General features: G+C 61.8%; 17 protein-coding genes, 1 rRNA gene and 1 pseudogene (1 of these 19 cut by a window edge). 11 read left to right on the top strand and 8 right to left on the bottom strand.

Features of this window, described 5'->3' with window-relative positions; translation table 11 throughout:
* The 4 genes from HCO70_RS17850 to msrP all read right to left on the bottom strand — a co-directional run.
* Positions 1-67 (bottom strand): 16S ribosomal RNA (locus HCO70_RS17850); it reaches 1,399 nt to the left of the window's first position.
* A 934-nt stretch (positions 68-1,001) separates the two neighbouring features.
* A complete protein-coding gene (gene msrQ, locus HCO70_RS17845) occupies positions 1,002-1,616 on the bottom strand; it encodes a protein-methionine-sulfoxide reductase heme-binding subunit MsrQ (protein WP_172298675.1) in 615 nt (204 codons plus the stop codon).
* 4 nt (positions 1,617-1,620) lie between these two features.
* Positions 1,621-1,842, bottom strand: coding sequence for a GDCCVxC domain-containing (seleno)protein (locus HCO70_RS24880; RefSeq protein WP_371742267.1), 222 nt, complete (start codon positions 1,840-1,842; stop codon positions 1,621-1,623).
* Positions 1,843-2,772, bottom strand: a complete 930-nt coding sequence (gene msrP / locus HCO70_RS17840; RefSeq protein ID WP_172298673.1) for a protein-methionine-sulfoxide reductase catalytic subunit MsrP — start codon at positions 2,770-2,772, stop codon at positions 1,843-1,845. It lies immediately after the preceding gene.
* Between the two features lie 506 nt (positions 2,773-3,278).
* Between msrP and HCO70_RS17835 the strand changes: the two genes are divergently transcribed.
* Together HCO70_RS17835 and HCO70_RS17830 are read left to right on the top strand one after the other, a co-directional pair.
* Positions 3,279-3,524: an EF-hand domain-containing protein gene (locus HCO70_RS17835; protein ID WP_172298671.1), complete on the top strand. Its 246-nt coding sequence runs from the start codon at positions 3,279-3,281 to the stop codon at positions 3,522-3,524.
* Positions 3,525-3,751: 227 nt separating this feature from the next.
* A complete protein-coding gene (locus HCO70_RS17830; RefSeq protein WP_172298669.1) occupies positions 3,752-4,441 on the top strand; it encodes a DUF4336 domain-containing protein in 690 nt (229 codons plus the stop codon).
* A gap of 64 nt (positions 4,442-4,505) precedes the next feature.
* Here the strand turns inward: HCO70_RS17830 and clpB are convergent, their stop codons facing one another.
* A complete protein-coding gene (gene clpB / locus HCO70_RS17825) occupies positions 4,506-7,121 on the bottom strand; it encodes an ATP-dependent chaperone ClpB (protein ID WP_172298667.1) in 2,616 nt (871 codons plus the stop codon).
* Between the two features lie 471 nt (positions 7,122-7,592).
* Between clpB and HCO70_RS17820 the strand changes: the two genes are divergently transcribed.
* On the top strand, positions 7,593-8,639 hold the full coding sequence (locus tag HCO70_RS17820) for a Hint domain-containing protein (protein WP_172298665.1): 1,047 nt from the start codon (positions 7,593-7,595) through the stop codon (positions 8,637-8,639).
* A gap of 417 nt (positions 8,640-9,056) precedes the next feature.
* Here the strand turns inward: HCO70_RS17820 and HCO70_RS25020 are convergent, their stop codons facing one another.
* The gene (locus tag HCO70_RS25020; protein WP_256373015.1) at positions 9,057-9,191 is read right to left on the bottom strand and encodes a hypothetical protein; all 135 of its coding nucleotides are present in this window, start codon (positions 9,189-9,191) and stop codon (positions 9,057-9,059) included.
* A 718-nt stretch (positions 9,192-9,909) separates the two neighbouring features.
* On the opposite strand from HCO70_RS25020, the gene HCO70_RS17815 reads away from it, so the two are divergent.
* Together HCO70_RS17815 and HCO70_RS24640 are read left to right on the top strand one after the other, a co-directional pair.
* Entirely contained in the window at positions 9,910-10,467 is a 558-nt protein-coding gene (locus HCO70_RS17815) for a hypothetical protein (RefSeq protein WP_172298663.1), read from the top strand.
* A gap of 322 nt (positions 10,468-10,789) precedes the next feature.
* Positions 10,790-11,629 (top strand): hypothetical protein, encoded by an 840-nt coding sequence (locus HCO70_RS24640; RefSeq protein ID WP_216665500.1) that lies wholly within the window; start codon positions 10,790-10,792, stop codon positions 11,627-11,629.
* Between the two features lie 238 nt (positions 11,630-11,867).
* Here HCO70_RS24640 and HCO70_RS24635 read toward each other — a convergent pair whose 3' ends face one another.
* Complete coding sequence (locus tag HCO70_RS24635; protein WP_216665499.1) at positions 11,868-12,137, bottom strand: hypothetical protein; 270 nt, start codon at positions 12,135-12,137, stop codon at positions 11,868-11,870.
* A gap of 79 nt (positions 12,138-12,216) precedes the next feature.
* Between HCO70_RS24635 and HCO70_RS17805 the strand changes: the two genes are divergently transcribed.
* On the top strand, positions 12,217-12,864 hold the full coding sequence (locus tag HCO70_RS17805) for a transglutaminase-like cysteine peptidase (RefSeq protein ID WP_216665498.1): 648 nt from the start codon (positions 12,217-12,219) through the stop codon (positions 12,862-12,864).
* Between the two features lie 46 nt (positions 12,865-12,910).
* On the opposite strand, the gene HCO70_RS17800 is transcribed toward HCO70_RS17805, so the two are convergent.
* Positions 12,911-13,594, bottom strand: coding sequence for an OmpA family protein (locus HCO70_RS17800; protein ID WP_172298657.1), 684 nt, complete (start codon positions 13,592-13,594; stop codon positions 12,911-12,913).
* On the opposite strand from HCO70_RS17800, the gene HCO70_RS17795 reads away from it, so the two are divergent.
* The 5 genes and pseudogenes from HCO70_RS17795 to HCO70_RS17775 form a co-directional block, all read left to right on the top strand.
* Positions 13,584-13,838, top strand: coding sequence for a hypothetical protein (locus tag HCO70_RS17795; protein WP_172298655.1), 255 nt, complete (start codon positions 13,584-13,586; stop codon positions 13,836-13,838). The genes HCO70_RS17800 and HCO70_RS17795 overlap by 11 nt on opposite strands.
* Before the next feature lie 75 nt (positions 13,839-13,913).
* Positions 13,914-15,326 carry a TolC family protein gene (locus HCO70_RS17790; protein ID WP_172298653.1) on the top strand — a complete coding sequence of 471 codons (1,413 nt, stop codon included), beginning with the start codon at positions 13,914-13,916 and terminating at the stop codon, positions 15,324-15,326.
* 15 nt (positions 15,327-15,341) lie between these two features.
* Complete coding sequence (locus HCO70_RS17785) at positions 15,342-17,585, top strand: type I secretion system permease/ATPase (protein ID WP_172298651.1); 2,244 nt, start codon at positions 15,342-15,344, stop codon at positions 17,583-17,585.
* Positions 17,582-18,901, top strand: coding sequence for an HlyD family type I secretion periplasmic adaptor subunit (locus tag HCO70_RS17780; protein ID WP_172298649.1), 1,320 nt, complete (start codon positions 17,582-17,584; stop codon positions 18,899-18,901). Before HCO70_RS17785 ends, HCO70_RS17780 begins: the two co-directional genes overlap by 4 nt.
* A gap of 63 nt (positions 18,902-18,964) precedes the next feature.
* Positions 18,965-20,000: pseudogene (locus HCO70_RS17775) on the top strand (hypothetical protein); the annotation flags it as partial.

Genomic DNA, 20,000 nt, shown 5'->3' with positions numbered 1-20,000 from the left:
GCTCGACTTGCATGTGTTAAGCCTGCCGCCAGCGTTCGTTCTGAGCCAGGATCAAACTCTCAAGTTGAAACGCTGTTACCAGCGTGTCCTTGACGTTCGAACCTCTGCACATCATCCGACCCGGCTAGGGTCGGATAGTCATCTGTCTGATGCGTGCTTCAGTTTCTCGAGGAAACCGAAACCTGCTCAAACAGTGAAGCTGACACCTTCATCATCGGCCGAAGCCTAGAAGGGTGATATGCAGGATTTGATCCATCGCATGAACCAAACCGCCCACATATCTCTTCAGTAACCAGCAATTTCAAAGAGCGAGAGACAAAATCGAACTGGATGCGCCCTATTTCTTTCGGCGCGCCCGGCCTCATTTATCTCAGTTTTTTCTTCCGCCTCGTCTGCTTTGGCTCGTCGCCGCCGCCCCGTCTGGCGTCCCGTTGGCGTCTCAGCGCCGCCGGTGAGGGGCTATTTACGGATTGGGGTCGGGGGCTGCAAGAGGTTTTTTCGAGAAACATGACATTTTTTTGGATGTACCGATTTTTCTAAGGATTCTGGGGCTTCCGGTTTCACCAAGCGTGCTTTTTGCCCGTTTTCAGCAACAAGATTTCACACCTCTCCCGGCGTCATCCAGTCCTATCTGCGATATCCACAGAGTCCTCCCCGGAATCTTTGTGCGAAAAATTCCTTCTGCCCCCGATTTCGGCACCGACTCGTGCCGGTGACTCGGTCGATTCCGCGGATTCGGGGTCCCGATTCAGGTTTCCCGGCCAAAAGAATCCCGGATTCGATGTCTGCGCCGTCGATTTTCTTGCCGTGAATCGCTTTCGCCGGCGACGATTCCGGTGAATCGATCCCCGATTCACCGCGGATCACCCCAGGGAATCGAGGATTCGGAGAAATTCTGTGAAATTTTTCGCGCGCGATTCCCCGGTTCGGCGCGATTCCGGGGAATCGAAACCCCGAATCCTCGCTGCCTGGCATTAGCGACCCACGGATTCGGGGGATCCTCAGGCCCGCGCCACGGCGCGCCGTTTCTGTGGCACCATTCTCGCCACCAGCAGCACCAGAATCGCTGTCATGTAGAGCATCGGTTCCAGCTGCAGGCCTTTCACGAGCAGTACATAGTGCAGCCCGCCCAGCAGCACCGCCGCATAGACCAGCTTGTGCAGCTTGCGCCAACGCGGCCCCAGCTTGCGGACGGACCAGTTGTTCGACGTGATCGCCAGCGGGATCAGCAGAACGAAGCCCGCCATCCCCACTATGATGTACCAGCGCTTCACCAGGTCGGCGAGGATCTGGCTCCACAGCAGACTCATGTCGAGGAACAGCCAGATCAGCAGGTGCAGGAACACATAGAAGAATGCGACCACACCGATGGCCCGCCGGTGCTTGATCAGATTGACCCCGAAAAACCGGCGCAGCGGAGTAACGGCCAATCCTGCTATCAGCAGCTGCAGGGCGAATTCGCCGACCTTGTGCTCCAGTTCCTTGATCGGCTCGGCACCCAGTCCGCCGGTGAATCCCAGATAGAACCACCAGACCGCCGGCAAGGGCGCCAGTATATAGAGTACCCAGGGCGGCACCGATCGTATCGTCGAGTTCAGCTTGTCGGTCAGGTTCATTCCGTCACCCGCATTCACATGTCCCTGCCTGCACCGGCGGGCAGGGGACCGTTCCGTAAGAACAGAAGACACAGCAGTCTCCGGCAAGTGGACGCAGAACCGTTCCGCATCCCCTGCAATCATAGAAGTACTGGCAGGCGTCTTCCGGCATTCGTTCCTCCGCGACATGCCCGCAGGCCGGGCACGTGATCCGTGAGACGGTCACTATCGGGGAGGAACCCACGATTCAGTAGAACTTCGAAAGGTCCATGCCGTCGTAGAGCGATGCGACCTCTTCCTCGTATCCGTTGAACATCAGCGTCGGCTGCCGCTTGGCGAACAGCCCGCCACCAACCTTCCGTTCCGAGGCCTGGCTCCAGCGCGGGTGATCCACTTCGGGGTTCACATTACTATAGAAGCCGTACTCGCGCGCATTGGCCATGTTCCAGCTCGTCGGCGGCTCATCCTCGACCAGCGAGATCCGGACGATCGATTTGATCGACTTGAACCCGTACTTCCACGGCACCACCAGCCGCAGCGGCGCGCCGTTCTGTTTCGGCATCGGCTCGTCGTAAAGCCCGGTCGCAAGGATCGTCAGCGGGTTCATCGCCTCGTCCATCCGCAGCCCCTCGCGATAGGGCCATTGCAGGATCGGACGTTTCTGCGCCCACATCTCCTCGGGCCGCATCAGCGTCTCGAAGGCCACGTATTTCGCGCCAGGCTGCACGCCGACACGGTCCAGCAGGTCGGCCAGCTCGAAACCGACCCATGGCACGACCATCGACCAGGCCTCGACACAGCGGAACCGATAGATCCGCTCCTCCAGATCGACGCCGGACATGATGTCGTCAAAGGAATAGTCGCCCGGCTTGTCGACCATTCCGTCGATCTTGACCGTCCACGGGTCGATGGTCAGCGCGCCCGCGTATTCCGCCGGATCGGTCTTGCCGGTCCCGAACTCATAATAGTTGTTGTAGCTCGTGATTTCTTCGAGCGTGTTCGGCGTCTCGTCGGTCGAGTACATGCTCGCCTTCGCGTCCAGCTCCGCCAGCGCAGGACCGGCAATGCCGCCCGCAGCCAGCGCCGACGCCCCCGCGATCAGCTGCCGCCGGTTCAGAAACGCCTGCTTCGGCGTGATGTCGGACCAGTTCAGATCGTTCTTCCAGCGTCCAGCCATGGATTTCCCTCCGTTCGCCCTTTGCCTTACGTCAACAGATACGTCGCGCCGGCAAAAACTCAAAAACACTCCGCCTCACGTTCATGTCGAAGATGTTTCAGGTGGCGCAGCGCGTCCTTCACCTGTGCAGTTCGGCCCTCGACGCATGGACGTTACATCCGACACCGCTTCGGACACCTCACATCCGCGTCAGAAATGTATCATTCCCCCGGCCCCTGCCGACTCCGGGACCACGCGCTTGCAGCCCGGCCAATCCCCGCGCACCGCGGATTCCGCCCCCTTTCGGCGCCGCACTGCCATCTTCCGCCATCCCGAACGGTGCCGTTTCGCCCATCGCACGGCCCGCCCCTTTTCGCGCAACTCCCCGCCCGTCCTCCCGGGCAAAATACGCGGCCCCGCGCCCAAATCGCCGGGCTTAAGGCTTCAGGGGTGCGCGCCGTGGCGATCCATGACGAGATAAGCTTCAGCGCCCCAACAACCGGCGCACTCATACAGGAGAAGACCGAATGAAATCTGCAATCCTATCGGTGGCCGTTCTGGCAGCGACCGCCAGCATCAGCTCGGCCCTGACGCTCGAACAGATAGACGTCAACGGCGACGGCTCCCTGACCCTCGCGGAACTGCAGTCGGTACATCCGGGAGTCACCGACGAGGTCTTCACCGCCGCCGACACGGATGCGGACGGCCTGATCAACGGCGACGAACTTGCCTCTGCCCAGGAACTGGGCCTGATACCTGCCGATCAGGGCTAGTCCTGCCTGCCGGGTCTCCCGGAAAGGAGCGGCCAGATGCATCCCCAGGCTTACCGCCGCTCCCGATGGGACCATACCTGAGGGACCCGTACGGCAGAGAACCCCGCCGGAAATCTCCGGCGGGGTCACTTTTTCCGATATCCCTGTCTACCGCGCTCTTGCCGTTCCCGTGCTCATCCTTAAGGTCACCCGAAACATAACAACGTAACTAAAGGGACCGGAGGAGGATGCTCGAGCAGATCGGGCCGGACATCTGGATCGCGCACGGTGCGGACGTGAGCGTCGCCGGTTTTCACTATCCCACAAGGATGGCCGTGATCAGGCTTTCGGACGGCGGTCTGTTCATCTGGTCGCCCACCGCCCTGACCGAAACGCTGAAATCCGAGGTCGAGGCGCTCGGGCCCGTCCGGCACCTCGTCGCGCCAAATTCCTTGCACCACCTGTTCCTGCCGGAGTGGCAGCGCGCCTGGCCCGACGCGTGCAGCCACGCCGCACCTGGTCTCCGCCGCAAGCGCAGGGACATCCGTTTCACCGGCCGGCTAGGTGACACGCCGAACCCCGCCTGGGGCGAAGACATCGATCAGGTCTGCGTCACCGGAAACCGGATCACGACAGAGGTCGTCTTTTTCCACCGCGCCAGTGGAACCGTCCTGTTCACCGACCTGCTCCAGCACTTCCCGAAAGGCTGGTTCCGGGGCTGGCGCGCCATAGTCGCAAGGCTGGACAGGATGACCGGCCCGGAACCCGCCGTCCCGCGCAAGTTCCGTTTCGCATTCACCAGCCGCCGCGCGGCCCGTCGCGCCGTGCGCTACATCCTCGCCTGGCCGGCGCAGCAGGTCCTGATGGCCCACGGACCTCTGGTGACGAACGATGCGCAGGCCTTTCTCGCCCGCGCCTTCCGCTGGTTGACAGGGTAACCGCACAGAAAAGGGCCCCGCCGTCTCCGGCGGGGCCCCGATCAACTACTCTATGTACAGGCGCTCAGTGCAGCACTGCATCTTCCGGCTTCGGCCGGTTGGAACTCGACACGCGGTCGCCAACGATCAGTCCGTCGGCCCCGGCGCTGACATGGACAGTGTCGCCGTCCTTCACGTCGCCGGCCAGCAGCATCTCTGCCAGCTGGTCCTGCAGCGCGCGCTGGATGACCCGCTTCAGCGGCCGCGCCCCGTAGACCGGGTCGTAGCCCTCGTCGGCCAGCCACTTCATCGCGCCTTCGTCCAGTTCCAGCCCGATCTTCCGCTGCGCCAGCCGCTTCGCCAGCCGGTTCAGCTGGATCGCGACGATGCCATCCATATCGTCCCGCGTCAGGCGGTCGAAGACGATCATGTCGTCCAGACGGTTCAGGAACTCCGGCCGGAAATGCGCCCGGACCGCATCCATCACGTCACGCTTGGCGGCCGAGGCATCGGCCCCGTCCGGCAGTTGCGACAGCGCCTGCGAACCAAGGTTCGACGTCAGCACGATCAGCGTCTGCTTGAAGTCGACATGGTGCCCCTGCCCGTCGGTCAGAACGCCATCGTCCAGCACCTGCAGCAGCACGTTGAAGACCTCGGGGTGCGCTTTCTCGACCTCGTCGAACAGCACGACCTGATAGGGCCGGCGCCGCACGGCTTCGGTCAGCACGCCGCCTTCGTCATAACCGACATAGCCCGGAGGCGCGCCGATCAGGCGGGCGACCGAATGCTTTTCCATGAACTCGGACATGTCGATGCGGACCATCGCCTTGTCGTCGTCAAACAGATACTCGGCCAGCGCTTTCGTCAGCTCCGTTTTACCCACGCCCGTCGGGCCCAGGAACAGGAACGACCCCAGCGGACGGTTCTCGTCCTGCAGGCCGGCCCGCGCCCGGCGCACCGCGTTCGAAACGGCGGTGACGGCGGCTTTCTGGCCGATGACCCGTTTGCCAAGCTCTTCTTCCATGTGAAGCAGCTTCTCGCGCTCGCCTTCCAGCATCTTGGTCGTCGGAATACCGGTCCAGCGCTCGACGACCTGCGCGATCTGCTCGGGGCGCACGGCTTCTTCGACCAGCACCTCGTCCTCGGCATCCTCGGCACTCGCCAGCTGTTTCTCCAGCTGCGGGATCACGCCATAGGAAAGCTCGCCCGCCCGCTGCAGGTTGCCCTGCCGCTTGGCGTTCTCCAGCTCCACGCGTGCCTTGTCGAGCTGCTCCTTCAGCTCGCGCGCCGATTCCAGCTTGTCGCGCTCCGACTGCCACTTGGCGGTCAGTTCGGCACTCTGCTCCTGCAGATCGGCCAGTTCCTTTTCCAGCCGCTCCAGCCGGTCCTTCGACGCCGCATCGTCTTCCTTGCGCAGCGCCTCTGCCTCGATCTGCTTCTGCAGGATGTCGCGATCCAGCGCGTCGAGTTCCTCGGGCTTGGAATCCACCTCCATCCGCAGCCGCGACGCGGCTTCGTCGACAAGGTCGATCGCCTTGTCCGGCAGGAACCGGTCGGTGATGTAGCGGTGCGACAGAGTCGCCGCCGCCACCAGCGCCGAGTCAGAGATTCGCACGCCGTGGTGCATCTCGTACTTCTCTTTGATGCCCCGCAGGATCGACACCGTGTCCTCTACCGTCGGCTCGTCCACCATCAGGGGCTGGAACCGGCGGGCAAGGGCCGCATCCTTCTCGACATACTTGCGGTACTCATCCAGCGTCGTGGCGCCGATACAGTGCAGCTCACCCCGGGCAAGCGCAGGCTTGATCAGGTTCGCGGCATCCATCGCGCCGTCGGTCTTACCGGCGCCGACCAGCGTATGCATCTCGTCGATGAACAGGATGATCTCACCGGCCGCGGCTTCGATCTCCTTCAGAACCGCCTTCAGGCGCTCCTCGAATTCGCCGCGATACTTCGCACCTGCGATCAGGGCACCCATGTCCAGCGCCATCAGTTTCTTGTTACGCAGGGATTCGGGGACGTCGCCGTTGACGATCCGGATCGCCAGGCCCTCGGCGATGGCAGTCTTACCGACACCGGGGTCACCGATCAGAACCGGGTTGTTCTTGGTCCGCCGCGACAGCACCTGCATCGCGCGACGGATTTCTTCGTCGCGCCCGATGATCGGGTCGATCTTGCCCTCGCGTGCGGCCTCGGTCAGGTCGCGGGCATATTTCTTCAGCGCGTCATAGCCTTCCTCGGCACTCGCGGTATCGGCGGTGCGGCCCTTGCGGATATCGTTGATCGCTGCGTTCAGCGATTGCGCCGTCACTGCGCCCGCCGTAAGCGCGTCTTTCGCCTTCGAAGACACGACGGCCAGCGCCGTCAGGATCCGCTCGACCGGCACAAAGGAATCGCCGGCTTTCTTCGCCAGCTTCTCGGCCTCGTCCAGCACCTTCGCAGTCTGGCGGTCCATGTAGGTCTGCCCGGCATCGCCCGACACCTTTGGCAGTTTGTCCAAAGACGCGTTCAGCGACTCGACCACGCGCTCCGGCGCACCGCCCGCGCGTTTGATCAGGTTGCTCGCCAGCCCCTGCTCGTCATCCATCAATGCTTTCAGCAGATGTTCGGGAGCCAGTTGCTGATGGTTCTCCCGCATCGCGATCGTCTGGGCTGCCTGCAGGAAGCCGCGCGATCGCTCCGTGAACTTCTCCAAGTTCATCGCTCTCTCCTTTTCTAAGCGCCTTTTTCCGAAACGCCCTAACTAGGCACGCCCCGCTTCAGGCCTTCCCAAGAGGATTTGGCGATTGGTTTCATTGGGTTCAAGATTTGGGGCCGAAAAACCCTGCAATTGGAGCGGTATGGGATATCTCATTCATCGAAACGGCTGGTTTGAAACAATGCCTCCGAGGTGCGATCCACATCTCGACGGCGCTTGATCCGAAGATCGGCGCTAGAATCGTTTCACCAGGCTGCGGGGTCCCGGAAGAATGCTGCGTTCAAATCTTACGAAGGGGCATATTGATTCTGCCACCCCCTTCGCGAGGTGCAGCAACATTCCGCTGATCAAGCGGTGCCATATGCACCCCCACACCCAAGCAAGCTGGCAACTGGCGGAAACGAGGTACAGCAGACCGACCGCAAGCGCCGTCACCCAATCATTCCCGCCGGACAGGCGCCGAAAGTCGGCTCGATGACCACAGGCTCTCCGGTCAAGCTCGCCGTCACGGAACTCGCCAACGTCACCGACTACGACGAATTCCAGTCAAGGCACTGCAAACCGGCGTCGAAACGTGGTTTCCACTTCTCCGTCGACACTAGCCTGGCAGTGCCCGTTTCCCTCGAGTCCGACGGCAGAGTTCTGCGGCTGGCCGAGAGCATCGTCTTGAACGGCATGTTCCTGAAAGCCGGCTGCATGGTCGACCCGATCTGCGAGGTCGTCGCGATCGAGCCAACGCAGTATCAGAAATTCTGCGTCGCATGGCTTGCCGTTCGGACCACGCTCATCGGTGTTGCGGTTTCTTCGGCGGTAACGAACGCCGCTCCGGGTACTGAATACCTGGCCGACGATCTTCTGATTGCCGGTGGCGATCCGGTTTCGAAGTATTCCATCCATTCCACCACTCACAAATGGTGGGCGAAGTACGCCATGACGAAGGCGCAGCTTGCCCGCTCTTCACGTCGCCAGATTGGCGGCGTGACCGCTGAGACCCGTGTCGATACTCCGGTCGGACCCGTGCCTGTCGGGATCCTCAAACCGGGGGTGAAGGTCCGGAACGCCGAGGGTGAGTTCCGCCCGTTGGAGTCGCTGCGTATCAGCAACGGCGCGACCGGTCTGGTCCGTATTCCAGAGGGCGTTCTGGATGCATCCGGCCCGGTTTACATGACGCCGGAGCAGGCTGTCCTGATCCGTGGCACACGCCCGATGGTACGGCTCGGCCTGCCAGAGGTGTTGGTGCGGGCGCGTCAGCTGATCGGCTACAAGGACATCGCTCTGGTCTCTCGCGACGACAGCGCCCAGTTGTATCACCTCGGGTTCCCCAATGCCGAGATCTACTGCGCCGAGGGCCTTCTACTTTCTGCGCCCGACAGCGGCGCCGAGATCGATGAAATCGACCCGCGGGACAAGCCCGCCTTGTTCGGTTCTCGCAAGGTTTCCACGCCGACCTGCACCCGTAGCCAAAGCCGCCAGCTGTTCGGTGTCCGGCGGGCCGAAAAGGACGTCCGGCTGCACAGCTAGCCGAAGGACTGATGTTTCGGCCCGTCGAGGCGAAGCCAGGTCTTGAAGAGGTCGTGTACGGCCAACTGCATTCCCCCTGGACGGGAACTTGCCTGCCCTCTTACAGAAACAACGCTGTAGGCCGTGAAACGGCCCGGGTTGAGTCGCTGCCGAACCGTCGTGGTTCATGATCGCCAGTGTCCAGCCTTCCGCCCGGAAGCTCCAGCCTGCCTGCCCGTCAAAGGATCTGCCCGTCATCGCTTTAGGCACGAGCTTGCCAACTCGTCGCCAAGCCACAACGCCCTCGCCAGAATAGCAAACGGCATACCTGCAGGCCATCCATGCCGCTTCCGGTTGGCATTCCGCAGAGAATGGCCGGCTTGCCGATGTCGAACTCAAGGCACCAGTTTTCGCCTACAGAATCCGACAGGTTGGGAATCAGTCTCGTTCGTCGCGATCTGCCAGTACCCTTAACCCGCCACCAACTGTATCTCCCGCGTCGCTGAACGAAAAAACATGCCGGATGACTGTGCATTCGCGGCCGTCCACCACGGCATGTTCAAACAGCGCCATTCCATCTTGGGTTGCTTAAACCCGGCGAGTCGACGGGCTCTCAGCGCAACGGCCAGGACAGACATACGACAGCCGGATCCACGCGCCGATTGTTGAGCGAAAGCGGCCCAATACTTTGCAATACCGGGAAAAGTTTCCACCATCGATCGGCTTTATGAACTCTTCCCCCAATTGAATATGGACGGCACAATCGAGTGTTTGCTGTTTGAGGGACAAGTTGTCACCCTATGCCTGCCCATTAACCAGTTTGCGCCGCTACCTTTTGCTGCCCGCAGGTACGGCGCCGAGAGGGCGAATACGTCCGAATTAGGACCGTTGTAATTGGTAAACACTCGTATCGACGGAGCCGTGCGATCCCGCTACACGTTTCCGTAAGGGAAGCCCGGACACGAAACACGGGTGAAACAACGAATAACGAACGATCAACCAAGGGTAGAAAATGGTAAAAATGGCCTATCTCACTGAATGACATAGAGGAGTCGCTGGCAGCTGGGTCGCTTGTTAATGGCCCGTCCACCGTCGGCGATTGAAGACCAGCGGAGAAACAATAAAAGCGGAGAGAACGGTGCACAGAACGACGATTCGTATGCTGTGCGTAGCAGAGGCTATAGCTACTAGGGGACCGATACGGCTGTCTGAACTCGAAGAGAGTCTGCCGATCCCTCGCGCCGCCATTTGGCGGGCGACCCAATGTCTGCGCGAGCGAGAATGGGTAAGAGTGCGGCTGGGAGACGGCGCATTCGAACTGACCCACAGACTGGACGAGATGATGGCCGACGCCCATGTGGCGCCCTGCACAGTGGACGAAGTTGCGCCGCTATTGCAGGAAATCCTGGCCGAAAAGATCTATCATGTTGAATTCGGCATGTTCCAGGAACCGGGTCGTTTCGAGATCGCCGAATGTTCCCGGCGGGGACGGATGCGGTACGGCGAGTGCTGTTCGCTCGTCAACGACGACACGGCCATTGTGGCGCAGCTCACCTGCTCGCCCCGGCGCCTGGCAATGCATCTCGATGCCTACCTCCCAAGAGCCACTTGCGAGGAACGCGAACTCATCCAGTCCGGCCAGCATGTGGACATGCTGCAGGACATTCAGCCCAAGGGCATCCTTATGTCCGAAGGCGGAATCTCGGCAGCCCTTCCCTGGGCCGGCAGTGGTGGGCGTTGCTGCGGTCTCAGGATCGAACTCAAGACGACCTCGCGCGGCAATCGTTGCGCGCTGGAAGAACTGGTCTCGCATATCCAGGAAGACTGGCCGCAGACCTCACTGACCTGACAGTCGGAACCCCTCGAAATCCCTCTACCACCACCGGCAGAGACTCCATCGCTTACTGCAACGGAGGCATTTCGAGGCGGTCCCGATTCAAAGCGCTTTCGTAGCTTCTGCGCTCACGAATCTCGCAGAAATGACTGGCGTTCGTCGGAATCGCGAAGGCACTAAGCGGGCGGCCTGAAATGCAGAAACTCATCTTCATGGCCGCCCTGGATCAATCCTCATCATTGTGGGCGCCGCGACCCTTGGCGGGGCTCGATCCCTCAGGGCCGTTACCTCCGCCATTGTTCGCGTGTTTTCCACCGTCATGGCCATGACCACCACCGTGGTTTCCGTTGTTTCCACCGCCGCCATGGCCACCGCCGCTGTTGCCACCGCCGCTGTTGCCACCGCCGTTACCGCCGCCACCGTGGCCACCGCCGTTACCGCCGCCACCGTGGCCACCGCCGCTGTTGCCACCACCGTGGCCACCGCCACCGTGGCCACCGCCGCCGTTGCCTCCGTCGTGACCGCCGCCACCATGGCCACCACCGTTATTGCCACCATCGTGACCGCCGCCACCGTGGCCACCGCCGCTGTTGCCTCCGTCGTGACCGCCGCCACCATGGCCACCACCGTTATTGCCACCACCGTGACCGCCGCCACCATGGCCACCGCCGCTGTTGCCGCCACCGTGACCGCCGCCACCGTGGCCACCGCCGCTGTTGCCACCGCCGCTGTTGCCACCGCCGCTGTTGCCACCGCCGCTGTTGCCACCGTGGCCACCGCCGTTGTTGCCGCCGCCGCCCTGACCACCGCCGCCATTATTGCCGCCGCCCTGGCCACCGCCGCCAGTGCCGCCGCCTTGGCCACCGCCGCCATTGCCGCCGCCTTGGCCGCCGCCGTTGTTGCCGCTGCCAGAACCACTGTCATTGCCGCCGCCGCTGCCACCGGAACCGCCGTCGCCACCGTTGTCACCCGAGCCGCTGCCGCCGCCGGTGCCACCGGAACCACTGCCGCCGCCGGTGCCACCCGAACCGCTGCCGCCGCCAGAACTGCCGCCCCCGGACTCAGACGAAGCACGCCCCGCCACACCGTCCGAACGATCATTTACGTTATCGAGAGGGCTTCTCCCTATGGTCGCCGTCGGCACGTCCGAAAGGACCAATGCGAGATTCGGACATGAAACGTTCAGCGCGCCAAGAATCTCTACGAAATTGGACGCTCTGCGAAGCCGGTCCACCAGCTTCAAGGAAACGCTCCCGCAACCGCACAACTCGGTTACAGAACCGATGTCCTGCAAAGTCCGCGTGGTACAGCTCTCCTGCCCGATTGCAGCAGATGCAGACGTTGCAGACAGCAAAACAGCTGCCGCAGATGCAGCAAGATAGTTCTTCATCGTCACCCCCATGGCACAGCAGCAGTCAGCCGCCATCGGACTCTTTGTCAAAATCATGGCGCGTCTGCAAGTTTTCGCCACATTTTCGCCACGAAAGTGCGCGGCTGAGATACGGTCCGGCCAAAGCGCCGTCCATTGTTGAAATAAGCCGATTTCCTCGCTCACAGCTGTTTCCCAGCCAGAAACCATTCAGGGCGTTCGGGGGTAGTTGCGTCCGAATGCCGCACAATTCTGCAGGCATCTGCTCGGGGTTTGCGCGCTCTAAGGCTGAAGAAGCATCAAAACGACCGGTCACCGGCCAGTTTCGTGGCCGACCCTCGGATTGCACCAATCACTCCACATTTCGACCCCATTGCCATGGCATCTACCACAGGATGTCTGACGCAACTCTCAACAGCTTAGGGTGGTCGAATATGGTTCCTCCGCGCGCGCAAAGAAGCTTCCGGCGCTTATGGACATGCATCGCGCTCTCTGTTGCCGCGCTGACGACCCCCGCGATCTCTGCCAATGCACTGGATGCCGCCCACCGTGCCTTTATTCCGATTACGGCCGTCGCTCCGCCACCTGTGGCTGCGCGCGAACTTTGTGCTCGTTACTCTTGGGCCTGTGCAACCACCGTCGGGCGGCAAAGCATTCGCAACACGGACATGGAACGGGTCAGTTTCATCAACAAACAGGTGAATCGCGAAACGCGTGAGATCTCGGATCAACGGCAATATCGAATCGCGGATCGCTGGAGCCTTCCGACCCGCATTGGCGGCGACTGCGAAGACTTCGCGATCAAGAAAAAATACGCTTTGATCAGCGCCGGATTTCCACCAGAGAGCCTCTTGATAGCGACGGTTTTGGACGGTCGGAGCCAGCCGCACGCGGTTCTTCTGGTACGGACAGAAGCCGGGGATTTCATCCTCGACAATCTGAACAACGAGATCCGTAGGTGGTTCGCCAGCGGCTACACTTTCCTGAGGATGCAGAACCCGGAAAACCCGAAATCCTGGGTCACGGTGTTCGCGAAATCCTGAGGCACGCAAGCCTGACGATTCCTGATCGTACGGCGATCACAGTTGCCTAGCGGATGACGCGTCCAAGCGCGGTTTCCAGGCGGGCCGAACTGCAGAGACATCGTCTGGCATATTCCAGCTTGCGTATCGAACTGTCGGAATGGCCGACCGCGGCATTGCAGTCATGCCGTGCAGCGCCGGCCATCTGGAAAGCGGGCCCGTTGCTGCCGTTCCGTTCTAGCGCATCATACGACTGAACCGCGGTCGTAAGCCGTGCGCGCAGATCCGCCTGTAGTTCGCTCCCGACCGCCGAGGCGGCAAGCGTTATGTCGCGATAGCTTCGACAGGCCGCCAGAATCGCTGCGAGACTCACTTCGACGCGCCGGTTCGCGCGCTCCGGCGTGGTGACGACCACAACGAGATCATTCTCGCCACGGCTCTCGACAGCGCCGATCCGGCTGACCGGAACACCGTTGGCGATCAGCACGTTGGCCACGGTCCTGGCACGTCGCTGCCCGAGGTCGAGGTTGTAACCCGATGCGCCAACCGCATCGGTATAGCCCACAACAACCGTCGGCTTGTAACCGGAGCTTTGCCGGATCTGCGCGGCCATTGCTTCAACACGGCTTCTTTCCTCGGCGCTGAGCACGTCGGAGTCGAAATCGAAGTGAACGGTTCCGAGTGTCTGCGCCAAAACCGCAGGAGGCAGCGACAGCACCAAGAGCGTCAGGAAGAATCTGATGAACCACATTCGATTATTCCTATTGCCAACTGCCGAAAGCGCAGCCGCTTGTCGCGGTGTTCAAGCGACACAGATGGCATTCGGACAGCCATACCCAAATGCAGCAGCTCCTGAAAATCGCCAGGGACAAGCCCCAATGAAATATCACTCAACATTTACCAATACATTCCAGAAAATCCCCCCAAACAACATTAAAATCAATGAAATGTCAGATCCGGACATTCGTGCCGATAACTGCCGATCATTTTACTAAGGCAAGCCATTCGGTTGATTGGCTAATCATGCATGGCTACCTTAGGATTAGATTCGGATCGAAAGGGTTACCATATTGAACCGGTTTGCCCTGAAGGAAATGGTTACTGGGTTAACTATAATCTTCTGCGGGCCGTGCCATGCTCTGTCCCTGGAAGACACTGTCCTGTATGTACTGGAAACTAATCCCGAAATTACGGCAGCTGAGTCAAACAAGCAGGCCATCGAGTTCGAACTCGATCAGGCACAAAGCTTTTTCTATCCGCGCCTGGAATTCGAAGGATGGGCAGGCGCCAGCGTAAACAACGGCTCCACGCTTTCCGATGTCACTGCCGCCGATTCCGCGATAACGGGTTACAGCGTTCTCGGCCGGATCACACAGACGCTTCTCGACGGAGGTGAAAGACGCGCCGAAATCGACCGGCAGGCGTATCGGGTGGATGCCGCGGCATTCCGCGTTCTCGAAAGATCCGAAGTCCTGTCGCTCGAAGCGATCCGACTCTACGCGGACGTGCTCCGCACCCGGGAACTGGTACATCTAGCCCGTGGAAATCTTTCCTACCACCGGACCGTTCGCGACCGCCTCGACAATGCCTATCGGAACGGCGTTGTGCCAATCGGCGACCTGCAACAGGCCGAGGAACGGGTTTTCCTCGCGCAAGAGACACTTCTGACATTCCAACTGGGCAGTGCCGATGTGGATGCGTTGTTCCTGGAAGTGGTCGGCGTGGCGCCGTCTTCGCTGAATTCGATGCCCGGGCCCGGCCGCGCCATGCCGGCAAGCCTGGATCAGGCGCTGTCCGTCGCGCGGCAGAAAAATCCCACGATCCTGTTCGCCAAGGCCGATGTCGGCGCGGCAGAGGCCTTGCTCAGGGTGGTAAGCGCGGCACGCTCCCCAGATCTCAACATCGAAGCCGATGCAATCTACGGCGAGAATCTCAACGGTTTCGAAGGCCGGACGTCCGATGCGCGCATCGGGCTTGTGTTGCGCTACGAGTTTCAGGGCAATCGCAAGAAGGCGGCGCGTGAAGAGCATGTCCGGCGCGTTTCCGAAGCACGGGCACATCTTCTGACGCAAACCCGTCTGGTGGAGCGCGAGGTTCGGCAGACCTGGACCAACATGACGACGGTCCGGCAACGTGTTCATACAGTCAGCGAGTTGGCGCGGCTGGCGCGGGATCTGCGTGCAACCTATGAAGAGGAATACCGTGTCGGCGGCCGCTCTCTGCTGGACATCCTGAATACGCAGAACGCCTTGTTCCAGGCCGAGGTCAATCTGGTCAATCAGCGATCGCTGGAAAGATATGTCGGCTACCGCCTTCTCGCGGCGGCAGGGGTGCTGCTTCAGACGCTGAACATTCCGGTTCCGGAAGATGCGCGCCCCTACGCGGGCGAGTCGAGGGGCGTCCCCGGGCTGCAATTCGAAAACGCCGATTCCCGTAACACCGCCGCCTCCTTCCGGGACTGGCGGAAGTCTTTGGATAACTAGTCAGGAAGCAGCGAATTGGGCAAGGAGGGCCAGACCCTCGCGACGCCGGGCTCTGGCCCGACAACCGCCGCGGTCAGCATCGGGCGGGCACGGGCAACTGGCGGCCAGAGCGCACGGGGCTGGAGTTTTGCAAGGACCCAGCGCGATCCACTCGCCGCGGCCATCGTCGCCTGCATGAAATCCCTCGGACGGGATGTCGGCTGCGAAACGCTGATCGCCGGGCTGCCCCTTCCGAATGACGGCCGCCTGACGCCGCAACTGGGCTGCACCGCCGCAGAGGCACAAGGTTTTCGCGCACGCCTGACACGTCGCAACCTGGCGGATCTTCCTGACGCGGTATTTCCCGCCGTGCTGTTCCTGAAAGACCGGCAGGCCTGCGTGCTGCACGGTTGGTCGGAAGACAAGGCGCAGGTTTCGCTGCCCGCTCGCTCCAGCGATGCCCTGCAACTGACCCGCGCGGAACTGCTAGATCTCTACGTGGGACACGCTCTTCTGTTGCGGCCCGAACCCGGCTCGGAAACGTTTCAGGCGGCGCAGCAGCCCGGGGCGGAACCGCGCCACTGGTACTGGAGTGTCGCGAGCCGTTTCTGGCCGGATTACCTGCAGGTCGTCGTCGCCTCCGCGCTGGTCAACGTCTTGGCGCTTGCGACCCCCATCTTCACGATGAACGTCTACGACCGGGTGTTTCCGAACGCCGCGATCATTACGCTGTGGTCGCTGGTCATTGGCGTCGCAATCGCGCTGTGCTTTGACGGCATTCTGAAATGGATCCGATCCATGGTGATTGACCGGATCGGCAGGCGCGTCGATCAATCCGTATCGGCCAGCCTTTTCCGGCACATCTCGGACATCAAGCTGGCCAGCCAAGCGCTGCCGTCCGGCACCCTGTTAAACGTGCTGAAGGACTACGAACAGGTTCGCGATTTCTTCTCTTCGCAGACGCTGGCAACACTGACTGACCTGTGCTTCGCGGTGCTCTTCGTCGCGGTTATCGGCTACATCGCCGGCCCGCTTGCGCTGCCGCCAGCCATAGCATTGGGCCTTGTCCTGCTCATGGGTGTCTTCGTGCTGGCCCCGATGCGCAACGCCTCCAACGAGTCGCGCCAGACCCAGGGCGTCAAGAACGCCGTTGCCGTCGAGGCGATCACCGAGATTGAGACGCTCAAGGCGATATCCGGCCAGGGGCGCATGCAGCAACGTTGGGAACGGCAAGTCGCTGAAAGCGCAAGCGCCCAGGACCGCAGCAAAAGGCTTGCAACCTTTGCGACGACCTTCACCGCATTGGTGCAACAGCTGTCGTCGGTCGGGATCATCATCATCGGCGTCTACATGGCACTGGATGGCCGGATCACAATGGGTGCCGTCATCGCGTCGATGATCCTCTCATCCCGGGCTCTGGCGCCGACGGCAACACTGGCAAGCCTTTTCGTCCGCGCCAGCTTCGCCTTTTCCACCCTCCGCAGCCTTAACCAGATCATGGCGCTGCCCTCCGACCGCCGGGGGACAGGCGGCAACCTCAACGCGGCCATCCAGCAGGGCCGTTTCACGCTGGAAAACGTCGGGCTAACCTACGGCGACAGCAAACAGCCCGCGCTTGATGGCATCACGCTGAACGTGAAGTCGATGGAACGGCTTGCCGTGATCGGCGCCGTCGGCGCGGGCAAGACCAGCCTCGTTCGCCTTGTGGCCGGCCTGTACGAACCAACCGGCGGTATGGTCCTGCTGGACGGTCTGAACCTGGCACAGCTCAGTCGGGCCAAGGTGCGCCGGGAAGTGCAACTTGTACCTCAGGAAGCAGTGCTGTTCTCGGGCACGCTGGCAGAGAACATCGCTTTCGGCATGCCGGACTCGACAGCGGAAGAGGTAACGCGGGTGGCACGCATCACGGGTGTCGACCAGATAGCCGCGCAGCATCCGCTCGGTTTCGCAATGCCGATCTCCGAACGCGGACGAAACCTGTCCGGCGGACAACGGCAGATGATCGCGCTGGCGCGCGCGCTGCTGCCGCGACCGCGGGTTCTGATCCTCGACGAACCGACCAGCGCCATGGATATGCAGAGCGAGAAACAGTTCATCGACCGTCTGGCCACGGCACTGGAAGAGCGCCCGATGACGTTGATCGTATCAACCCACCGCATGGGACTGTTGGACCTCGTGGATCGCCTGGTTCTGCTCGATGGCGGCCGGGTCGTTCAGGACGGCCCCAAGGGAAAGGTCCTCGCGGCTCTGGAACGCGCCGGACGGGAGCGCAGAGCATGACATCGACCAATTGGGATCTGCGCGATTTCGCAGAAGGTGACGGCGCGGTTCACACGGGCAGGGCATCGTCCAGGCTGTCGCTGTTCCTGTTGGTCCTGCTGTCGATGATCGGTTCGGGCATCGCATGGGCGTCATGGGCCACCATCGAGGAGGTTGCACGCGCCAGCGGCCAGGTGGTGCCATCGGGCCGCGCCCGCACGCTTGAAAGCCTCGAAGGCGGCATCGTCAACGCGATCCACGTGAACGAGGGCGATGTGGTCCATGCCGGCGACGTGCTGGTACGAATCGACGATACCGGCTTCTCCGCCGATCTGGGCGAATTGCGCGCCCGGCAGGCCGCGCTGGCCGCACGAAGCCACCGTCTGGATGTCGAAGCGCAAGGCAAGGCCACGCTCGATTTCGCCGAAGCCGGCATCCTCCCGGAGTCCCCCCTCGCGGTTCGGGAAGTCGCGCTCTTCGATAGCCGCAGCGCCTCATATTTCGGTCAGAGGGCCGTGCTGCAAGCGCAGATCGCACAGCGCGAACAGGAAATCCTCGAGCTGCAGATGAGCGCAGAGCGTCTCGCCGAAACCCTGACGCTGCTGGACGAGGAAATCACCCTTCGCGAGGAAAGCGGCGTCGTGTCTCGGGCGCAGCTCCTGCCTGTCGAGCGCGAACGCATTGGCAAACGCCAGGAGCGGGACAGTGTGGTTAGCCGGCTGGCCCAGGCCAGAGCCGCGCTCTCGGAGGCCGAAGCGCGGTTGCAGGAACTGGACCTGCAGCGCCGCGCCGACATCAGCAGCGACCGGTCTGAAGTCCTGAACGAACTGAGCGTCATCCAGGAGTCCCTGATCCGCGCAGGGGACGTCGTGGAACGGACCAACCTGCGGGCGCCGGTGGACGGAATCGTGTCGGTGCTGCACGTCAATACGATAGGTTCGGTGATCGCGCCGGGAGAGGAAGTGCTCCGCGTCGTCCCGCTCGACGACTACCTGCATGTCGAGGCCCGGGCCAGGCCCGAAGACATCGCATTCCTGCGTCCCGGACTGCCGGCGCGGGTCAAGCTGACGTCGTTTGATTTCACGATCTACGGCGCTCTCGACGGAGAGCTGCAGAGGATCGGCGCGGATTCCGAGAAGGACGAAACGACAGGCGAAATCTTTTTCCCGGTCATCGTCCGGACCGAACAAAACAGCCTGACCCACGACGGCGAAACCTTTGAAATCCGGCCGGGCATGATTGCCTCGGTCGACATTCTGACAGGGGAACACACGGTTCTCGATTACCTGCTGAAGCCGTTCCGCAAGGCAAAGTTGGAGGCCATGCGAGAACGATAAAAGCCCAGGGGTGCGGCCGAACCGGTCACGCCGCCGAAAAAGACGATTCCAAGAGGCGACCCAATGGCGACCCATGATCTCGAACTGGCCCAGGCAGTGACCGCCTCGACGACCGAGGGCGAATTGCAGCGGTTGATTGCACTGGCGGTAGCGGGTCAGCCAGTGGACGGGCTGACGCTGCTCGACACCAACGGTTTGTTCGTCCTGCGTCTGCCGGAGGGCCTTGATGTGTCCCGGCCGGTCCCGTTAGGCGACGACCTTGTCCTGGTTCAGCCTGATTTTTCCGTCGTGGTTCTGCTTGGCGGCGCGCGGTCAGGGCTGATGCTGCAGGTGGATGGCGAGCCTGTTCCGGCGGTTTGGCTCATGTATCAAAGCGAGCTGGGCCGCGACTGGCAGGAACTTGACGATATAGATCCCATCGTTCTGCCACCGCAGCGCGACTACCACAGGCTGGGCGGCCCGGGTGCGGGCCCGACGGAAGAAGTCTTTGCACTCGATCCGCTGTTCGGGTTGCCCTACAACCCCCTGTTGCCGCCGACTGACTATGTCTGGCCGGAGCGGCAGGATATCCGGACTGCGGTCAGCGACGGGTTGGGAACCACGGACCTGACCGTCGTGCAAAGCAACCCGATGATCTACGCCGAGACCGATGCGACGGTCGAGGTGCGCTTCGCCGATCACTTCGATATCTCCGCACCCTATGTCAGCAACGACCCACAATATTTCACTTTCGGGCTGACCGTCAGCGGCATTCCAGCCGGATCTGTTGCGAATTTCGGCCAGTTGACCGCCGCGGGCGATGGCACGCTGACTCTTACCTTTTCAGGCCCGCTGGCCGATTATCTTGCGCTGGTGCTGACCCTGCCGACCGACTTCTCCACCGACAGCCGCAACGACTATCCGGTCGGCTCCCTGTCCGGCACGCTGACAGTCAGCAGCATTTTCGCCGAGAACATCGTCACGCCGTTTGAACTCCAGGTCGTCGTGGAGGGCGACGTCACGATAGACGGCCCCGGCGTGATCGATCTGACCGAGACGGACGCGCCGGTCGACTGGCGCCCGTCGGATGCGCTTGAGCCTCAGGCGACCGATATCGACG

The organism is Pseudoruegeria sp. HB172150 (assembly GCF_013184805.1).
Lineage (GTDB): Bacteria > Pseudomonadota > Alphaproteobacteria > Rhodobacterales > Rhodobacteraceae > Psychromarinibacter.
This window is presented reverse-complemented; position numbering and strand designations above follow the sequence as displayed.

Coding starts and splice junctions, on each gene's coding strand:
- HCO70_RS17800 (WP_172298657.1), bottom strand. CDS start 13,594: ATGTGGTTCATCAGATTCTTCCTGACGCTCTTGGTGCTGTCGCTGCCT.
- HCO70_RS17820 (WP_172298665.1), top strand. CDS start 7,593: ATGACCACAGGCTCTCCGGTCAAGCTCGCCGTCACGGAACTCGCCAAC.
- HCO70_RS17835 (WP_172298671.1), top strand. CDS start 3,279: ATGAAATCTGCAATCCTATCGGTGGCCGTTCTGGCAGCGACCGCCAGC.
- HCO70_RS17780 (WP_172298649.1), top strand. CDS start 17,582: ATGACATCGACCAATTGGGATCTGCGCGATTTCGCAGAAGGTGACGGC.
- HCO70_RS17830 (WP_172298669.1), top strand. CDS start 3,752: ATGCTCGAGCAGATCGGGCCGGACATCTGGATCGCGCACGGTGCGGAC.
- HCO70_RS25020 (WP_256373015.1), bottom strand. CDS start 9,191: ATGGCGCTGTTTGAACATGCCGTGGTGGACGGCCGCGAATGCACAGTC.
- HCO70_RS17805 (WP_216665498.1), top strand. CDS start 12,217: ATGTCTGACGCAACTCTCAACAGCTTAGGGTGGTCGAATATGGTTCCT.
- clpB (WP_172298667.1), bottom strand. CDS start 7,121: ATGAACTTGGAGAAGTTCACGGAGCGATCGCGCGGCTTCCTGCAGGCA.
- HCO70_RS17795 (WP_172298655.1), top strand. CDS start 13,584: ATGAACCACATTCGATTATTCCTATTGCCAACTGCCGAAAGCGCAGCC.
- msrQ (WP_172298675.1), bottom strand. CDS start 1,616: ATGAACCTGACCGACAAGCTGAACTCGACGATACGATCGGTGCCGCCC.
- msrP (WP_172298673.1), bottom strand. CDS start 2,772: ATGGCTGGACGCTGGAAGAACGATCTGAACTGGTCCGACATCACGCCG.